Genomic DNA, 15180 nt, shown 5'->3' on the forward strand with positions numbered 1-15180 from the left:
CATCATGGGGCGCAAGCCCGCCCGATGAAGCAGCCCGAGGATCCGTCGCCCGCCCCCGAGGCGACGCTGGCAAGCGCGTCGACGTCGCAGGCCCACCTGCCGTCCGACATGGCCACGCCGTCGGGGCCGACGACGACCGACCCCGGGTCGAAGGCGCCGACGCAGAGCATCCCGGGCATGCGGACGACGCTCGCCAGCACGCTCGACCGCTCGGGCGCGCACACGGGCATGGTGCAGCCGCGGCGGCGCGTGCCGAGCGACGTGCGGGCGGCGGCGCTGCAGCCGGGCACCGAGATCGACGGCAAGTACCGGCTCGAGGCGATGCTCGGGCGCGGCGGCATGGGCATCGTGTGGCGCGCCGAGCACTCGCACTTGCACGGCAGCGTGGCGATCAAGTTCCTGGCCGACCGCTTCCGCCACAAGCCGCAGATCATCGAGCGCTTCTGGCAAGAGGCCAAGCTGATGGGCGAGATGGGCCACCCGAACATCGTGCGGGTGCTCGACATCTCGCCGGCGTCGGCCGAGCTGCAGTACATCACGATGGAGCTGCTGACCCAGGGCAGCCTGCGCGACCACCTCAAGCGCAGCGGCGGCAAGCTGCCGACCGACGAGGCGGTCGAGCTGATGGACGGCGTGCTGTCGGCGCTGCTGGCCGCGCACAAGCGGGGCATCGTCCACCGCGACATCAAGCCCGACAACTTGATGCTGGCCAACATCCGCAACTTCGAGACCGACACCTTCGAGCTCGGGGTCAAGGTGCTCGACTTCGGCGCGTCGCTGCTGCTGGCCACCAGCGCCGAGACCAGCGCGCCCGACGGCCTGCTCGGCACACCTTATTACATGTCGCCCGAGCAGGCCGCGAGCCTGCAGCTCGACCAGCGCACCGACCTCTACAGCACGGCGGTCGTGCTTTACGAGCTGATCTCCGGCAAGCTGCCGCACCAGGCCGACGACGTCCACTCGCTGGTCTACAGCATCGCCACCGACGCGGCGACGCCGATCGAGCACCACGTCCCCAACATCACCCGGCCGTTCCGCGAGTTCTTCCAGCGCGCGCTGGCGATGGACCCGAACAAGCGGTTCCAGTCGGCCGAGGAGATGCGCGAGGCGCTGCGCAAGCTGTCGCGCCGGCTGGCGGGCAAGGTCCGCAACACCGCGCTCTACCTCGCGTCCGGCGACACCGGCCAGATGCCGACCGTCGAGCCCCCGCCCCAGCGCTCCGACTCGCGCCTGGTCCCGTTCCGCAAGGCCCTCGACGAGCGCCCGCCGACGCTCAAGCGCCTGATCCTCCGCGACAACCGACCGGCCGCCCGCCCGGCCGTGATCGTGCTCGGCGCCGCGCTCGGGCTGATCCTCGGCTTCGCGATCCAGGCGCTCCGCTTCGCCGGTGCGTCCCACACCCACGGCGTCGACACGTTGTTCGTCTGCCTCGCGTTCGCGGGCCTCGGCGCGGGCCTCGGCTGGTTCCTGCCGTCCCGGCCTAACGATCGGTCGAAGTAATTGCGAGGCTTCGCCGCTTGACGCGGCCCGGGTCGCATTGTATAGAGTGCGCATCGCCTCTCACCAGGCGGTTCGGTCATGTCTCGCCACTGAGCCACATCCGCTCGAACGCAGGCCCGCTCGCCGCGTCCGTTCGCCTTCGCCGATGTCCACATTCGGACACCCGGCTGAAGGGTCTCCCCGCCGTCTCCGGTGTGGTGTCGTCTTCGTGACGACGGCCCCGCCGCTCGCGCCGTCCGTGTGACGGCGCGCTGACGGCCGCGAGGCGCAGGACGCCGCTCTCGGGGCCCAGGAGGCCGTTTGGGGCCGTTCCTGGGCGCCCGTGAGCGCCGGCAGCGAGGGCCCGCGCGGCGCGGGTCGGGTCGCGACGTCTTCGCGCGTCGCGGCCCCGCCCGCGCCCGCGGGCCGGCCTGACGCGGCGGCGGAGGCCTCGCATCGTGCATTCGCCGGTGGCGGCGAATGGGGGCAGCGTCGCCGCGGCTGCCCCGGGCATTGCCATTGTGTCGAGATACCTGCCATGGGCAATTCGAACTGCTGTGATTCCTGGGAGACCCACTCCATCGCCCCGACGGGCGGAGAGGCGAGGTGTTGATTGCGTTGGGACATGTATGAAGTGATCATCGAGCGGCCGCGCACCGGCGGCGGGTGGGGCGGCAAGGGCCGGCGGGCGGAGATGCGCCGCCGCGCCGACCCGGAGACCGCGCCGTACGCCGAGCCGATCAGCCGCGGCCGCGGCTCGAAGCACCTGAACGAGAACCTGGCGCCGCTGCGCCGCTTCCTCCTGAGCCGGGTCGGCCGCCCGTGGGACGCGGTCCACGCGGAGATCGCCGCGACCCTGCGGGTGACGAGCGCGGTGCAGAAGCACGTCCTCGACCACCTGCGCGACATGGTCTACACCCACGTCATGAAGGCCGGCGACCGCCTGTACGAGCGCGGCTCGTGGGGCGTGCGGGAGATCGACGGCCGCCGCTGGGCGCCGGTGTACGTGTGCCCGGAGACCGGGCTGCTGAAGAAGGTGCCGCGCCGGCCGGCGCGCTACAAGCCGCCCGTCGCGCGCGACGTGGTGCCGATCGACAGCGGGGCCCAGTACCGCAAGATCGGCGGGCAGTGGTACCGGATCACGCTGGCGCCGATCCCGGCCGACCCGAGCTGGCTCGAGCAGCACGACGTGCTGCTCGGTCCCCTGCGCAGCCTGGGGACGACCTGGCAGATGGCGTCGCTGCTGCGCGAGCACTACGGCCGGACCGACCGCTACGCGACCGAGAAGCGGCAGATCGGCAAGAAAGAGCTGCGGCGCCTGCCGCCGGAGGTGGGGTGATGGGAGCGAGCGACAGAGACGCGGAGCAGCGGCAGTCCCTGCGAGGAGGTGCGGTGTTGGAAGCGCAAGACAGGGCGGCGGTGCGGATCGTGGCGTCGCCGAAGACGTGGATCGAGGGCGAGGCGGTGCAGCAGCTCGAGCGGACGGCGACGCTGCCGGGGATGATCGCGGCGGTCGGGATGCCCGACCTCCACCCGGGCAAGGGCTCGCCGATCGGGGCGGCGTTCGTCAGCGAGGGGCGGATCTACCCGCACCTGGTCGGCAACGACATCGGCTGCGGGATGGCGCTGTGGTCGACCGACCTGCCCCAGCGCAAGCAGAAGCTCGAGCGCTGGGCCGACCGCCTCGGCGACCTCGACGGGCCGTGGGACGGCGACGCGCGCGAGTTCCTGGCCGAAAGGACCGTCGCGCCGACCGACCACGACGCGTCGCTCGGGACGATCGGCGGCGGCAACCACTTCGCCGAGCTGCAGCAGGTCGACACGATCGAGGACCCGGAGGCGTGGGCGTCGCTCGGGATCGCCGGCGGTTCGCTGGTGCTGCTGGTCCACAGCGGCTCGCGCGGGCTCGGCGAGGCGATCCTGCGCGCGCACGTCGACCGCTTCGCGGCGGCCGGGCTCGACAGCGCCGGCGAGGACGCGCGCGCGTACCTGCGCGCGCACGACGGGGCGGTCGCGTGGGCGCAGGCGAACCGGGCGCTGATCGCCCGCCGCTTCGCCGAGGCGCTCGGGGCGGCGATCGACCCGGTGCTCGACGTCTGCCACAACGCGGTGGTGCCGTGCCCGGACGGCGCGCCGCAGCGGTGGCTGCACCGCAAGGGCGCGGCGCCGTCGACGGCGGGGATCGTGGTGATCCCCGGCTCGCGCGGGACGCTGAGCTACGTGGTGAAGCCCGACCCGAGCCGCGCGGAGGCCGGCTGGTCCCTGGCCCATGGGGCAGGTCGCAAGTGGCGCCGCGGCGACGTCAAGGAGCGCCTGCAGGGCCGCTACCGCCCCGACGACCTGGTGCGCACGCCGCTCGGCGGGCGGGTGATCTGCGAGGACCGCGAGCTGCTCTACGAGGAGGCGCCGGAGGCCTACAAAAAGATCGACGCGGTCGTCGGCGACCTGGTCGCGGCCGGCCTCTGCACCGTGGTGGCGACGCTACGGCCGGTGCTGACCTACAAGACCCGGAGTCGACGATGATGGCGTGGGTGCTGATCTCCGGCGGCCACGGGCCGCCGGAGCTGGCGTGGGTGGTCCACCGCCTCGGGCCGGCGTTCGCGGCGGCGGCCGCAGCGGCGGGCCTCCGCTGCCACGAGCTGCTGCGCGCGCCGGGGCCGGCGGCGGAGACGGCGTGGTCGCTCGTGTATGAACTCGAGGACATGTCCGGTGGGGAAGCCATGGCGGCGCTGCTGTCGCAGTGGGAGGGGACGGCGCAGTGGATCGGTCGCAGCCCGCTGCGGCCGACGCACCGCCGGCGCAACTGGTTCGTCAAGCTGACCCGCCTGCCGGTCGAGGCCGAGGCGAGCACGGCGCTGCGCGAGGCGGACCTCGAGGAGTCGGCGGTCCGCAGCGGCGGGTCCGGCGGCCAGAACGTCAACAAGCGCAGCACGGCGGTCCGCCTGCGCCACAAGCCGACCGGCCTCGAGGTGGTGGCCCGCGAGGAGCGCTCGCAGGCGCAGAACCGCAGGATCGCCCGCGAGCGGCTGGCCGCCCTGCTGCTGGCCGGGGCGGCCGCCCGGCGCAGCGAGGCCGAGCGGGCCCGCTGGGACGAGCACAACGCGATCGAGCGCGGCAACGCCAGGCAGGTGTTCCGCGGCCCGGAGTTTGAACAAGTGCAGGCGTGAAGCCGCGCCGGGGGACCGCGACGACCTGGCCGGCCTCCGCGTCGGCGACGGCTCCGCGGCCGCGACCACGCGAGGCTCGGGCCGGCGCCCGCGGGCAGTGCGGGAGGCGGCCGCGACCACGCGAAGCTCGGGCCGGCGCGCGGGCAGCGAGGCAGGCGGCCGCGACCACGCGAGGCTCGGGTCGCGCGCATAAGCCTGGCGGAGGCGTTGGTGGCGTCGACGCACTGCCTGGGGGTACCGCTGCGTAGCTAAATAGGATGGCTCTCAGGGCATGTCGCATTGGACATGCTGTTTCCGACATGTCCTTTTCGACCTGTCCGGAGCTTCGTCACGGGCGGCGGCGGCGGACCGACTCGGTCATCTCGATGACCACCTTCCATTGCTCGAGCGCGCGGGTCTTGCTGTCGCCGAGCTCGGCGAGGGCGCGCATGCGCAGGCGGAGGGTGGTGGCGGTGGCGTCGGCGAGCTCGGCGAGCTCGGCCGAGCGGGCGGCCCGGCGGAACGGGTTCCACTTGCCGATGACCAGCGCGAGCACGACGAGGCCGCCGGCGACGAGGCCGCCGGCGAGGCCGTACTCGCCCTGGACGGCGGCGTAGAGGCCGGCGCCGACGATGGCCGCGGCGAGGCCGGCGACGACGATCGTGACCTGCCGCAGGCGCGAGCCCTGGGTCCGCAGGGCCTGGGCGCTGCGCAGCGCCAGCAGCTCGAGCTCGCCGAGCGGGTTGCTGGCGAACACGTCGGGCGCGGCGACGTCGCGCAGCAGGTCGGCGCTCCAGCTCTTGACCTCGCGCGAGCCGGAGAAGTCGTGGGCGGCCGACTGCGCGTGCTCGCGCGGGATGACGGTGGCGCTGTCGGAGCCGCGCGGGACGGTCGGGTGCGGGGCCGAGTCGCGGGCGTCGAGGACGGTGTCAGCGATCGCGGCGTCGCGGATCGCTGCCTCGGCGCGTTGCCGTAGCTTGCTCAGGCTCGCGGCGATCGCGGGGCTGCTGCGGGCGGCTTCGACGAGGAACTCACTCATGCGCACGAGCCCGAAGGTCCTGGCCCCCGGCCTCCGGGCTTGAGAGTTACACAGTCGGCTGTGCTTCGGGGCAGGAATTGTCGGCACGAGTGCGAGAGGGCGAGCCCGCGCGCGCTCACAGGTGCGCCTGCGTCCGCCGTCCGCCGCCGACGAGGCCGCCGTAGAGCGACGGGTCGGCGAGTCCGAGCCACGGGTCGCGGGCCGGCGTCATGAACAACTCGTCGTACACGCGGCGGACGAGTGACTGCAGGTCCCGGGGCGCGGTGGCCCCGCGCGCCCACCAGCGGTGGATCTCCCGGTGGATCTCCTGCTCGTTGCGCAGCGTGTCGAGCGCGAGGGTGCGGCGCAGTGCGACGATCGCCGCGGCCCTGTCGCCGGCGTCGCGGGTCGGATCGCCGCTGCGCCACTGCTGCGTGCGCATCAGGCCGAGGCTCGCGCGCGAGAGCTCGACCGCGGGGGTCGTGACGTCGGCGATCCGCTCCCACCGCTCGGCGAGGCGATCGACGGGCTCGCCGGTGGCTCCGAGCAGCGGGGCCTCGACGGCCATCTTGCTGATCGCCAGCGGGGCGGCCTGCCCGGCGCGAAGATCGCCGGCGCCGGGGCGAGGCGCGCGGGGCAGCGGGCGGACGCGTTGACCCGCGGCCCTGGCCAGGCTCTTGAACTTTTCGTCGAGGGCGCGCACGCGGGCCTCGTGGTGGTCGGCGAGGGCCTCGCGCAGGGCCTCGCCGGTGAGGACGGCGGTGCGGCGCGCGAGGGCCTCGGCGCGCTGCAGGGCGGCGACGAAGTCGGCGGGCGCGTAGAGGCCGGGGACGACGTCGACCGGGCGGCCGCCGGGGTCGAGGACGAAGTGGGCGCTGTTGCCGGTGATGGTGGTGACGATCTGGCGGCCGTCGCCGAGGTCGACGGTGATCTTCGGCGCGGGCCGTTCGCTGGCCCAGTGGAGCACGAAGCGATCGCGCAGGACGGCGCGCACGGCCGGGTCGGGGTAGAGGATGGCGCGGAAGAAGCGGCTGTTGGCGCAGCTCAGCTCGTCACGCAGGTCGCCGAGGAGGCGCAGCGAGAGGACCGGCTTGCCCTCGCGCCTGGCCGTTCGGACAGCTTCGTCGAGGTCGGTGTGCCAGTAGAGGCGGGACAGCACGCAGTCGCGCTGGCCGCACACGGCGTCGAGGGCGCCGAGCAGGCGGGCGCGGGCCGGATCGGCGAGGTCCGCCGGATCGCGGCGGTCGACGGGGGCGTCGGCGGCCGCGAGGTAGGCGTCGGAGGCGGCGGTCAGGGCGGCCGCGTGGGCGCGCTCGAAGGCGGCGAGGCCCGCGGGGCCCGCGGCGCGCAGGCGCTGACGGGCGGCCTGGGCGGTGGCGTCGTCGTCCTCGACGGCCAGCCGCGCGAGCTCGGCGAGGCCGCGTTCGCGGCCGATGCTGTCCGCGAGGACAGGTGGTAGGTCGCTCGCGGCCGCGCGCGCGGGCGCGCCGAGAGCGAAGGAAAGGGCCAGGGTGCGCCAGAGCAAGCCGCGGATCTGCATCGTTGCCTCCGACGTCCGGTGTAGCGGAGGGCGAGGTGGGCGACGGTCAAGCCTGTGTAAAAGGTGACGGTCGGTCTCGAGCGACACGCCCGCCGGCCCGGTGGTGAGGTCCCTGGGTCCGGGACGCTCGTGCCGGCGCGAGGTGACCGCTCGTTGCGCTGGTCGATGAGGACATGTCTTGAAGTTTATGTCCCTCAAAACATGTTTTCATGAACATGTCCTTTTAAAGATCAGTTCTCCGGGTTGCGCTGGAGCACGAGGATCTTGTGCTGCTCGTCGACGGTGCGGAAGCGCTGTTCGGCGCGGAGGTTGCGGAGCAGGGGCATGTGCTTGGCGTTGATGTCCTCGCGGTGGAGGACGAGGTAGTCGACGTCGAGGCGGGCGGGGAACCAGGCGAAGCAGCGGCGGGCGGCCAGGTGGGCGCCGACGTCGCCGGTGGCGGCGACGCAGGCGTCGGCGGGCAGGCTGCGGGCCAGCTCGGCGAGCCAGGCGTGGCGCTCGCGCTCGGTCTCGGTGAGCGAGGTGGGGACCGGGTGGAAGCCGGCGCGGAAGCTGCCGCCGGGCAGGCCGAAGGACCAGCCGAACGCGAGCGCGGCGACGACGATGCCGGCGGCCAGCTCGAGCGTCCGCGGGCGCGCGAACCGCTGCTGCAGGGACATCGCGCCGACGGGGGCCGCGGCGAACACGGCGGGCAAGAAGAAGGCCGAGTAGTGAAAGTACGGATCGGCGACGTACTGGTTGCCGCTGAGCACGAAGATCGCGGCGCCCGGGAGCAGCAGGAGGAGCAGGCGGCCGGCGCACGCGGGCAAGAGCAGCAGCGGGGCGCCGAGGCACAGCAAGTAGCCGAACTTGTCGGGCCGCAGCAGCTCGAGCGGGAGGCGCAGCGGGTTGGCGAGCAGCGCGAGCGCGAGGTCGCCGTAGCTCGTCGCCTCGACCAGGTTGCCGCGCAGGCCATCGGCGTGCGCGCCCACGCCGGTGCCGGGGGCGAACACGCGGGCGACGAGGACGAACCACGCGAGCCCGAGCGCGAGCAGGAGGAGGCCGCGGCGCGGGCGGGCGTCGAGGACGGCGAACAGGCCGAAGGCGGCGACCACGAGGCCCATCTCCTCGCGCACGAGCAGGAGGGCGCAGGCGGCGAGCGCGAGGCCGAGGCGGCGATCGCCGTCGTGGGCCCACAGCGCCCACAGCACCAGCGGGACGGCGAGGGTGAGGTCGTGGAAGTCCCACAGCGCGGCGGCGTGGACCAGCGGCGAGACGAGGAAGGCGAAGGTGACGGCGAACGCGAGCGCGAGGCTGCGGCTGCGCCGGAGCGAGAACAAGTACAGCGGGACGGCGGCCGAGCACAGCCACAGGACCTGCACGACGATCAGGGTCTCGGCGCGCGGGCTGATGGCGTAGAACGGGACGAGCGCGAGCAGCAGCGGGGCGAAGTGTTGATGATTGAAAGTGTCGCCGGCAAACAAACTGGTGGCGAGCAGATCGCCGTGCAGCGAGCGCCACAGGACGTTCTCGAAGATGCCGAGATCGTGGATGTTGCTGACGAGCGCGTGATGGCGGACGACGCCGAGGTGGACGAGCGCCGCGGCGACGCCGAGGCCGAGCACGAGCAACACCGCGGCGGTGAGGCGCGGGCGCGCGGGCCGCTCGCCGAGGACGTCGCGCCAGCCGGCGGCGGTCGCGGCGGCCAGGAGGCCGAGGCCGAGGCTCACGGCCAGCGGGACGAAGCCGCGGCGCTCGGCGAGGCCGGGCACGGCGAGGAGGATGCCGGCGGGCGCGCCGGCGAGGAGGAGGAGGCGACGGTTCCAGGCGGCGGCGAAGTCGGCGAGCGGCCGGCCGAGGCGGCGCGCGGCCAGGAAGTAGCCGCCGAGGACGAGGACGAGGCCGGCGAGGCCGGCCCGCACGGCGGCGAGGCGCTGCGCGTGGTCGAGGTCGTCGCCGACGAACCAGGAGGGGTCGTGCGACAGGGCCCAGGCGGTCCAGCCGGCCGCGAAGCCGAGCAGCGCCGCGAGCAGGCCCCACCGCCGCGCGTGGGCGAGTCCGGCGGTGGCGACGGCGACGAGCGGCACGAGTCGTATTGGTGGCCCGTCGCCGGGGAGGACGTCAAGGCCCGGACCGCGGCGAGCCGGCGACGCGAGCCGTCGCGCACGACAGGAGCGTCATGGCGCCGTCTCGCGGACGGCCGGTGGGCCGCGACCGTCGAGCGCCGTCGCTCGCTCGGCGAGGTCACCCGGTGCTTCGCAGACGGTGTGACCAGGGAGGGCGAGCGGGTCGAGTGAGGCCCTCCGCGGCGGGCGACGCCTGATATGTCCTTTCAGACAGGCCGAGGCCTCACGCGCCACGTGCTGCGTGGCGGCCATGAGCGGCCGGGGACCCGCCAGCGTCAGGAGAGCCGCACTCTGGCGCGATTCGTCGTCGATCGGATCAAGGGCTGGAGCTCGCCGCCGCGGCGGGCGTCGGCGTCGGGGCGGAGGGCGTCGCCGGCTCGGGCGGCTCGGGCAGGCCGGGGATCGGATCGGGCGGCGGGGAGCTCAGCTTGGGCGGCTGGGGCCCGCCGCAGATCTTCGAGGCCACCTTGCAGCCGCGGACCTTGAGCTCGCCGGTGATCTCGGCGACGCGCGCCCGGTAGGCGCCGGCGTGCTCGCGGTCGCCGGCCAGCTCGAGCGTGAACTTGTACTCGTCGGTGACGAACAGGACGACGGTGTAGAACTTCGGCTCGTCGCTGCCGGGGATCGTGTAGTCGAAGTCGAAGCGGGTGCCCTCGCGGCCGTTCTTGCTGCGCGCCGGCTGCTGGCCCGTGAGGACGTAGCCGCGCTTGCCCAGCTTGTTGACGAGGTCGGCGGCCCAGTAGCCGAGAGTGCCGCCGCGGACGTTGGCGAACCGGTGGACGCGCAGGCCGACGTTGTCCTGGGCCTTCATGCGCGTCTCGTAGGAGTGGCTGCTGACCTCGACGAAGCCGACCGGCGGCTCGATCGCGTACTTCTTGCAGCCGGCCAGCAGCCCGGCCGCGGCGATGACGAGTGCGAAAGAACAGGTATTTTTGAACATGGCCTTCAGTTCCACTCGGTGGCCTCGACGCCGAGGGTGTCGACCCACGGGAAGGGATCGTTGCTCGACGGGACCGCGTTCTGGGGCCCGCGCTCGCTCATCCGCACGGTGAGCGTGGAGAAGCCGATCTGGTTCTCGAGGAAGCGCAGGCGGCCCAGCGCCTGCTCGAGCTCCATGGTGATGGCGTCGAGCGAGCGGCGGACGTCGAGCGCCTCCTGGACGTTGCGCGCCTGCTTGAGCAGGGTGATGAGCTGGCTCTGGGTCTCGCGCAGCACGCGGATCCGCGTGGTCAGGTCGACGTACTCCCGGGTCACGTCCTGGGCCTGCAGGTTGCGCGACTCGACCACGCCGAGCTTGCCGAGCTCCTCCATGACGCGCCGCAGCTGGGCGGCGGGGATCCGCAGCACCAGGTAGCCTTGCGACATGGTCTGCACGTAGCCGCCGGCCTCGAGCGTCAGCGCCTCGGCCCGCTGCATGGCGTCGTCGAGCTTGAAGCAAGAGATCGCCATGTCGGCGGTGTAGATGATCTGGCGGGCGAACTCCTTCTGCGGCTCCTTGCCCTTGTCGTCGCCCTGGCCGCCGGTGGCGCTCGGCGTGTCCGCCGGCCTGGGCTCCGGGCGCGGCGGTTCGGCAGCCTTCTTGGCCGGGGCCGGGGCGCCCAGCGAGGTGGCGGGCGGCGCGGGGACCGGCATGGGGGCGCCCTCGGCGATGTCGTCGCGCTCGTACTCCTCGCGCCTCCCATCGCTGCTGGCGACCGTCGGATACGGTATCTCGAGCGCATCCGCGTCGCCGCCGGCCCCCGCGCCGCCGCCGCCCCAAGACTCCTCCATCGGGGGCGCGGGCGCGGCCGTCTCCCTGGCCGACCGGGCGCAACCGAACGAAGTGAGGATGAACGCGGCGGCCAGGAGGTGTCGGAGTCGATGCATCACGGGCTCACGAGGCGGCGAGGGTGCCGATGATACCCGGCGAACGTCGGGCCCCGGGCGCGACTTACAGGCGCGGCAGGTTGTGGCATCATGGCCACGTGCGCCGCTGGCTCCGGTTCGCCCTCGTCGCGCTGTGCCTCGCCGGCCCGGCGCTCGCTGGTTGTTCGCGCGAGGAGGCGGCGGTCGAGGCCTGGCCCGAGGGGCTGCCGCGCCCGAAGGACGCCGCCGAGGCCGAGAAGCTCGAGCAGGCCGGCACGCGCTGGACCAATCGCCAGGCGCGTCAGCTCTATCTCGAGCGCGTGGCGGCGATCGCCGGCGAGGTCGAGCGCTGGCAGGCCGAGCAGATCCCCGCCGAGGAGCAGGCGCGCCGCGCTTATCAGCTCCGCCACGACGCCCGCATGACCGCGCGCGCGATGATGGCCGACCCGGCCGAGCTGGCGGCCCTGCAAGAGCGCGATCGCGCCAAATACGGCAACCCCGACGGGCCGACGTTCGACTGGTTGCTCGAGCGCAACAAGGCCAAGGGTCTCGCGGGCGACGCGTCGTTCCTGGCGATCGTCGAGAGCGCCCAGAAGACCGACGCGGCCGTCAACCAAAGCCTGGGGTTTTAAAAGAAAGATGGACGGGCGGCTGCGGCGGGTGGTCGAATGGTCGAAGGGACAGGGCCCTTCGGCCATGTACGTGGCCGAGGTCGACGGCGAGCGCTGGACGATCCGCCTCGGCGACTTCCCCGACGAATCGCTCTACGCGCTGGCGATCGACGGCGTCGAGGTGCTGCGCTTCGACGACTGGCCGCCGCTGTGGACGCGGCCGGCGTAGCCGGCCCGAGAGACAGGCGAACCCGGTGCGGGGCAGACGGCGCGGACAGGTCGTCCGGCGGCCTGTCCCGCGGGACAGCTATTCTTGCACGCCGCCGACCTCGTCGGCCTTGCCGGCGATCGGCTCGAGCACGCGGCGGAGCGGCTCCTTGAGGCGCTCGAACAGGCGGGTCCTGGCGAGGAGCGGGTTGAGCCAGCCGGACGTGATGCAGTAGTAGGTGTTGAACGGCGGCGTGTGGTGGCGCGCGTGGTGCTCGGGGCCGAGGATCAGGCCGGTGCGCTGGATTCGTCGGATCCACCCCGGCGGGTTCGGGTGGTGGGCCCAGCTGTGGAACTGGTTGGTGAGGAAGATGCCGAACAGGAACAGGCCGATGTACGCGGCGAAGAACAGCGAGCCGGTGCCGTGGATCGGCACGAAGTACCAGGTGCCGATCAGGACCGGCAGGCTGATCAGGCAGTTGGCGCCGTTGACCTCGAGGAAGTCGTGGCGGGTGATCGCCAGCGGGTCGATGTGGTGCTCGCGGAACGGGCGGATGAACACCGGGCCGAAGAAGGGCGTGCGCGTCGAGCCGATGTTGTCGGCCAAGAAGTGCACGAAGCCCGAGACGAAGTCGGCGGTGATGTAGCCGAGCACCAGCGCCAGCGGCAGCAGCCAGGTCGCCAGCCCCGACGGGGCGGCGTCGAGGTGCAAGTACACGTCGCGCGCCAGCAGGTACTCGAAGAAGAAGAACACCGACATGCTGGAGGCGTCGACGAGACGCATCCACAGCGAGCCGCTCATGTCGTAGTCGTGAGGGATGTCGTTGGGGGTGGCGGACATCGCGGGCGGTACGATGATCGCGGCAGTCCGGTGGCTTTTGCAAAGGACTTCCGCGACGAGAGGGTGCGCACGCGCCGGCGCGCTTGGCGAATCCGCGCGGGCGGCCGGCGGCAGGTCGGCGTCCGGCGGGAATTTTAAGCCCGCGCCGGCCGGCTCACGCGTGGGCCTGGGTGGCCGGCGGCGGCGGACGCGGCTCGAGCACGGCCGGCGGCTCGGCCGGCTTGGCGGGCGCCGACAGCGAGGCTTGCCACTCCTTGTTGACGATCAGCCGGGCGCCGCGGCGGAACCGGATGTACGACCAGGTCCACTCCCACATGACCTGGAGGCGGTTCTTGAAGCCGATCAGGTAGTAGACGTGGACGAGCAGCCAGGCGAGCCAGGCGATGAAGCCGGCGATCTCCAGGCCGGCGAACTGGGCGATCGCGCGGCGGCGGCCGATGGTCGCCATCTGGCCCTTGTCGAGGTAGCGGAACGGCTCGCGCGGCTTGCCCCTGAGCTCGAGCAGGATGTTGCGGGCGACGTGGCGGCCCTGCTGGATCGCCACCGGGGCCAGGCCCGGCAGCGGCGGCTTGCCGGGCTCTTCCTCGAGGTGGGCCTGGTCGCCGATGACGAACACGTCGCGGTGACCGGGGATGCTGCAGTCCTTGTCGACGATGACGCGGCCCTGGCGGTCGAGCTCGACCCCGAGGCTGCGGTTCAGCTCGGGCGGGGCGACGCCGGCGGCCCACAGCACGGTCGCGGACTGGACCGACTCGTTGCCGAGGACGACGCCCTCGGCGGTGACGTTGGTGACCATCGTGTTGGTCCACACGGTGACGCCGAGCGTCTCGAGGTCGCGGGTGGCCCGGTCGGACAGCTTCTCGGCGAAGCTCGGGAGGATCCGCGGACCCGCCTCGATGAGGATCACGCGCGCCCGCTCGGGGTCGATGCGGCGGAAGTCGCGGGACAGGGTGAAGCGGCTGATCTCGCCGAGAGCGCCGGCGAGCTCGACCCCTGTCGGGCCGCCCCCGATGACGATGAACGTCAGCAGGCGCCGCTGTTTGGCCGGGTCGGTCTCCTTCTCGGCCAGCTCGAACGCCGTGAGGACGCGGCGGCGGATCTCGGTCGCCTCCTCGAGCGACTTGAGGCCGGGCGCGAAGTCTTCCCACTCGCCGTGGCCGAAATAGCTGTGACGCGAGCCACAGGCGAGGACCAGCCAGTCGTAGTCGAGGTCGCCGAGGCCGGCCGTCTTGAGCTTCTTGTTGGCGAAGTCGATGCCGGTCGCGGACTCGAGGATGACGCGGCAGTTGCTCTGGCGGCTGAAGACCGTGCGGATCGGGACGGCGATCTCGGCCGGGCTGAGGCCGGCCATGGCGACCTGATACAGGAGCGGCTGGAACAGGTGGTGATTGCGCCGGTCGAGCAGGGTGATCTCGAGGTCGTCGGCGCCGGCGAGGCCGCGAGCCACGCGCAGGCCGCCGAAACCCCCGCCGACGATGATTACGCGCTTTTTGGCTTTCCCGGCGTTCATGTGGCGAAAGTGTACTCGAAGACCTGCGAGGGGCCCTTTAACCGGGCGGGCAGGTGTGCGCTTGACGCGCGGCGGACGGATCTGTTAACAAGACGCACTCATGTCCTCGTCCGAATCGTCTGAGGAGATCAGGCTGTACATGCCGGACCCCAGCACGATCCGCGCGGTCGAGTGCTCGCCGCCGTGCTGGATGGTGCGGCTCGCGCTCGAAGAGAAGGGGCTCGACCACGAGTGCAAGCTGCTCTCGTTCACGGCCGGCGAGCACAAGAGCCCGGAGATGCTGGCCAAGAACCCGCGCGGGACCGTGCCGGTGCTCATGGACGGCAACATCGTCGTCTACGAGACGCTGGCGATCTTCGACTACCTCGAATACGCCTACCCGCAGCCGGCGCTGCTGCCCAACACCAACGCGCTGCGCGGGCTGGCGCTGACGCGGCTGCACGAGGCCAACAACCTCAAGCAGGTCGGGATGGCGCTGTTCTCGTACCTGATGAACACCAAGGCGATCGACCTCGACCCGGCCGAGGTCGACCACCTGGCGTCGTTCCTCCACGACGAGCTGTTCTTCTGGGAGTATTATTATGGGATCGGCCACTGGGCGGCCGGCTCGGCCATCAGCCTGGCCGACCTCGCGGTGTTCGCCTACGTCGCCACCGCGGCCCACCTCGGCCTCGAGCTCGAGCAGCGCTACCCCAACCTCCACGCCTTCTGCCAGCGCATGAAGGAGCGGCCCAGCGTGATCGCCACCTGGCCGTCGGTGTGGAAGCAGACGCCGTACTCGTACCTGACCGAGCCCGAGTCGTGAGCGCGCCGCTGCTGGCGACGTGGCCCCTCCGCCGACGCTCGTGCTCGATGCGGTGCACCTCGGCTGGGCCGGC

At 72.5% G+C, this 15180-nt stretch carries 14 protein-coding genes; 7 read left to right on the forward strand and 7 right to left on the reverse strand.

Annotation, left to right across the window (positions count from 1 at the left end; all coding sequences use genetic code 11):
* Window positions 1-24 precede the first annotated feature (24 nt).
* From NAEX_RS25745 to NAEX_RS25760, 4 genes are all read left to right on the forward strand, one after another.
* On the forward strand, window positions 25-1500 hold the full coding sequence (locus tag NAEX_RS25745) for a serine/threonine-protein kinase (RefSeq protein WP_096330129.1): 1476 nt from the start codon (window positions 25-27) through the stop codon (window positions 1498-1500).
* Between the two features lie 604 nt (window positions 1501-2104).
* Window positions 2105-2818: a hypothetical protein gene (locus tag NAEX_RS25750; RefSeq protein WP_143140284.1), complete on the forward strand. Its 714-nt coding sequence runs from the start codon at window positions 2105-2107 to the stop codon at window positions 2816-2818.
* Window positions 2819-2874: 56 nt separating this feature from the next.
* Window positions 2875-4002 carry an RNA ligase RtcB family protein gene (locus NAEX_RS25755; RefSeq protein WP_245913797.1) on the forward strand — a complete coding sequence of 376 codons (1128 nt, stop codon included), beginning with the start codon at window positions 2875-2877 and terminating at the stop codon, window positions 4000-4002.
* Window positions 3999-4646 (forward strand): peptide chain release factor-like protein, encoded by a 648-nt coding sequence (locus NAEX_RS25760; protein ID WP_143140285.1) that lies wholly within the window; start codon window positions 3999-4001, stop codon window positions 4644-4646. Before NAEX_RS25755 ends, NAEX_RS25760 begins: the two co-directional genes overlap by 4 nt.
* Window positions 4647-4974: 328 nt before the next feature.
* On the opposite strand, the gene NAEX_RS50685 is transcribed toward NAEX_RS25760, so the two are convergent.
* From NAEX_RS50685 to NAEX_RS25790, 5 genes are all read right to left on the reverse strand, one after another.
* Entirely contained in the window at window positions 4975-5664 is a 690-nt protein-coding gene (locus NAEX_RS50685) for a hypothetical protein (protein ID WP_096330133.1), read from the reverse strand.
* Between the two features lie 115 nt (window positions 5665-5779).
* On the reverse strand, window positions 5780-7183 hold the full coding sequence (locus tag NAEX_RS25770) for a thioredoxin domain-containing protein (protein ID WP_096330134.1): 1404 nt from the start codon (window positions 7181-7183) through the stop codon (window positions 5780-5782).
* A 230-nt stretch (window positions 7184-7413) separates the two neighbouring features.
* Window positions 7414-9249, reverse strand: a complete 1836-nt coding sequence (locus NAEX_RS25775) for a DUF2079 domain-containing protein (protein ID WP_096330135.1) — start codon at window positions 9247-9249, stop codon at window positions 7414-7416.
* A gap of 355 nt (window positions 9250-9604) precedes the next feature.
* Window positions 9605-10228, reverse strand: a complete 624-nt coding sequence (locus NAEX_RS25785; RefSeq protein ID WP_096330137.1) for a hypothetical protein — start codon at window positions 10226-10228, stop codon at window positions 9605-9607.
* A 5-nt stretch (window positions 10229-10233) separates the two neighbouring features.
* Entirely contained in the window at window positions 10234-11154 is a 921-nt protein-coding gene (locus tag NAEX_RS25790; RefSeq protein ID WP_096330138.1) for a DUF4349 domain-containing protein, read from the reverse strand.
* A gap of 98 nt (window positions 11155-11252) precedes the next feature.
* On the opposite strand from NAEX_RS25790, the gene NAEX_RS25795 reads away from it, so the two are divergent.
* Window positions 11253-11765 carry a hypothetical protein gene (locus NAEX_RS25795; protein ID WP_096330139.1) on the forward strand — a complete coding sequence of 171 codons (513 nt, stop codon included), beginning with the start codon at window positions 11253-11255 and terminating at the stop codon, window positions 11763-11765.
* Between the two features lie 7 nt (window positions 11766-11772).
* Window positions 11773-11973, forward strand: coding sequence for a hypothetical protein (locus NAEX_RS48275; RefSeq protein ID WP_143140286.1), 201 nt, complete (start codon window positions 11773-11775; stop codon window positions 11971-11973).
* A gap of 78 nt (window positions 11974-12051) precedes the next feature.
* On the opposite strand, the gene NAEX_RS25800 is transcribed toward NAEX_RS48275, so the two are convergent.
* Both NAEX_RS25800 and NAEX_RS25805 read right to left on the reverse strand, forming a co-directional pair.
* Complete coding sequence (locus NAEX_RS25800) at window positions 12052-12792, reverse strand: fatty acid desaturase CarF family protein (protein WP_096330140.1); 741 nt, start codon at window positions 12790-12792, stop codon at window positions 12052-12054.
* 154 nt (window positions 12793-12946) lie between these two features.
* Window positions 12947-14302, reverse strand: a complete 1356-nt coding sequence (locus tag NAEX_RS25805) for an NAD(P)/FAD-dependent oxidoreductase (protein ID WP_096330141.1) — start codon at window positions 14300-14302, stop codon at window positions 12947-12949.
* Window positions 14303-14441: 139 nt separating this feature from the next.
* Between NAEX_RS25805 and NAEX_RS25810 the strand changes: the two genes are divergently transcribed.
* Window positions 14442-15107, forward strand: a complete 666-nt coding sequence (locus tag NAEX_RS25810) for a glutathione S-transferase family protein (protein ID WP_170136007.1) — start codon at window positions 14442-14444, stop codon at window positions 15105-15107.
* Window positions 15108-15180 lie beyond the last annotated feature (73 nt).

This window comes from Nannocystis exedens, from assembly GCF_002343915.1.
Classification (GTDB): Bacteria; Myxococcota_A; Polyangia; order Nannocystales; family Nannocystaceae; genus Nannocystis; species Nannocystis exedens.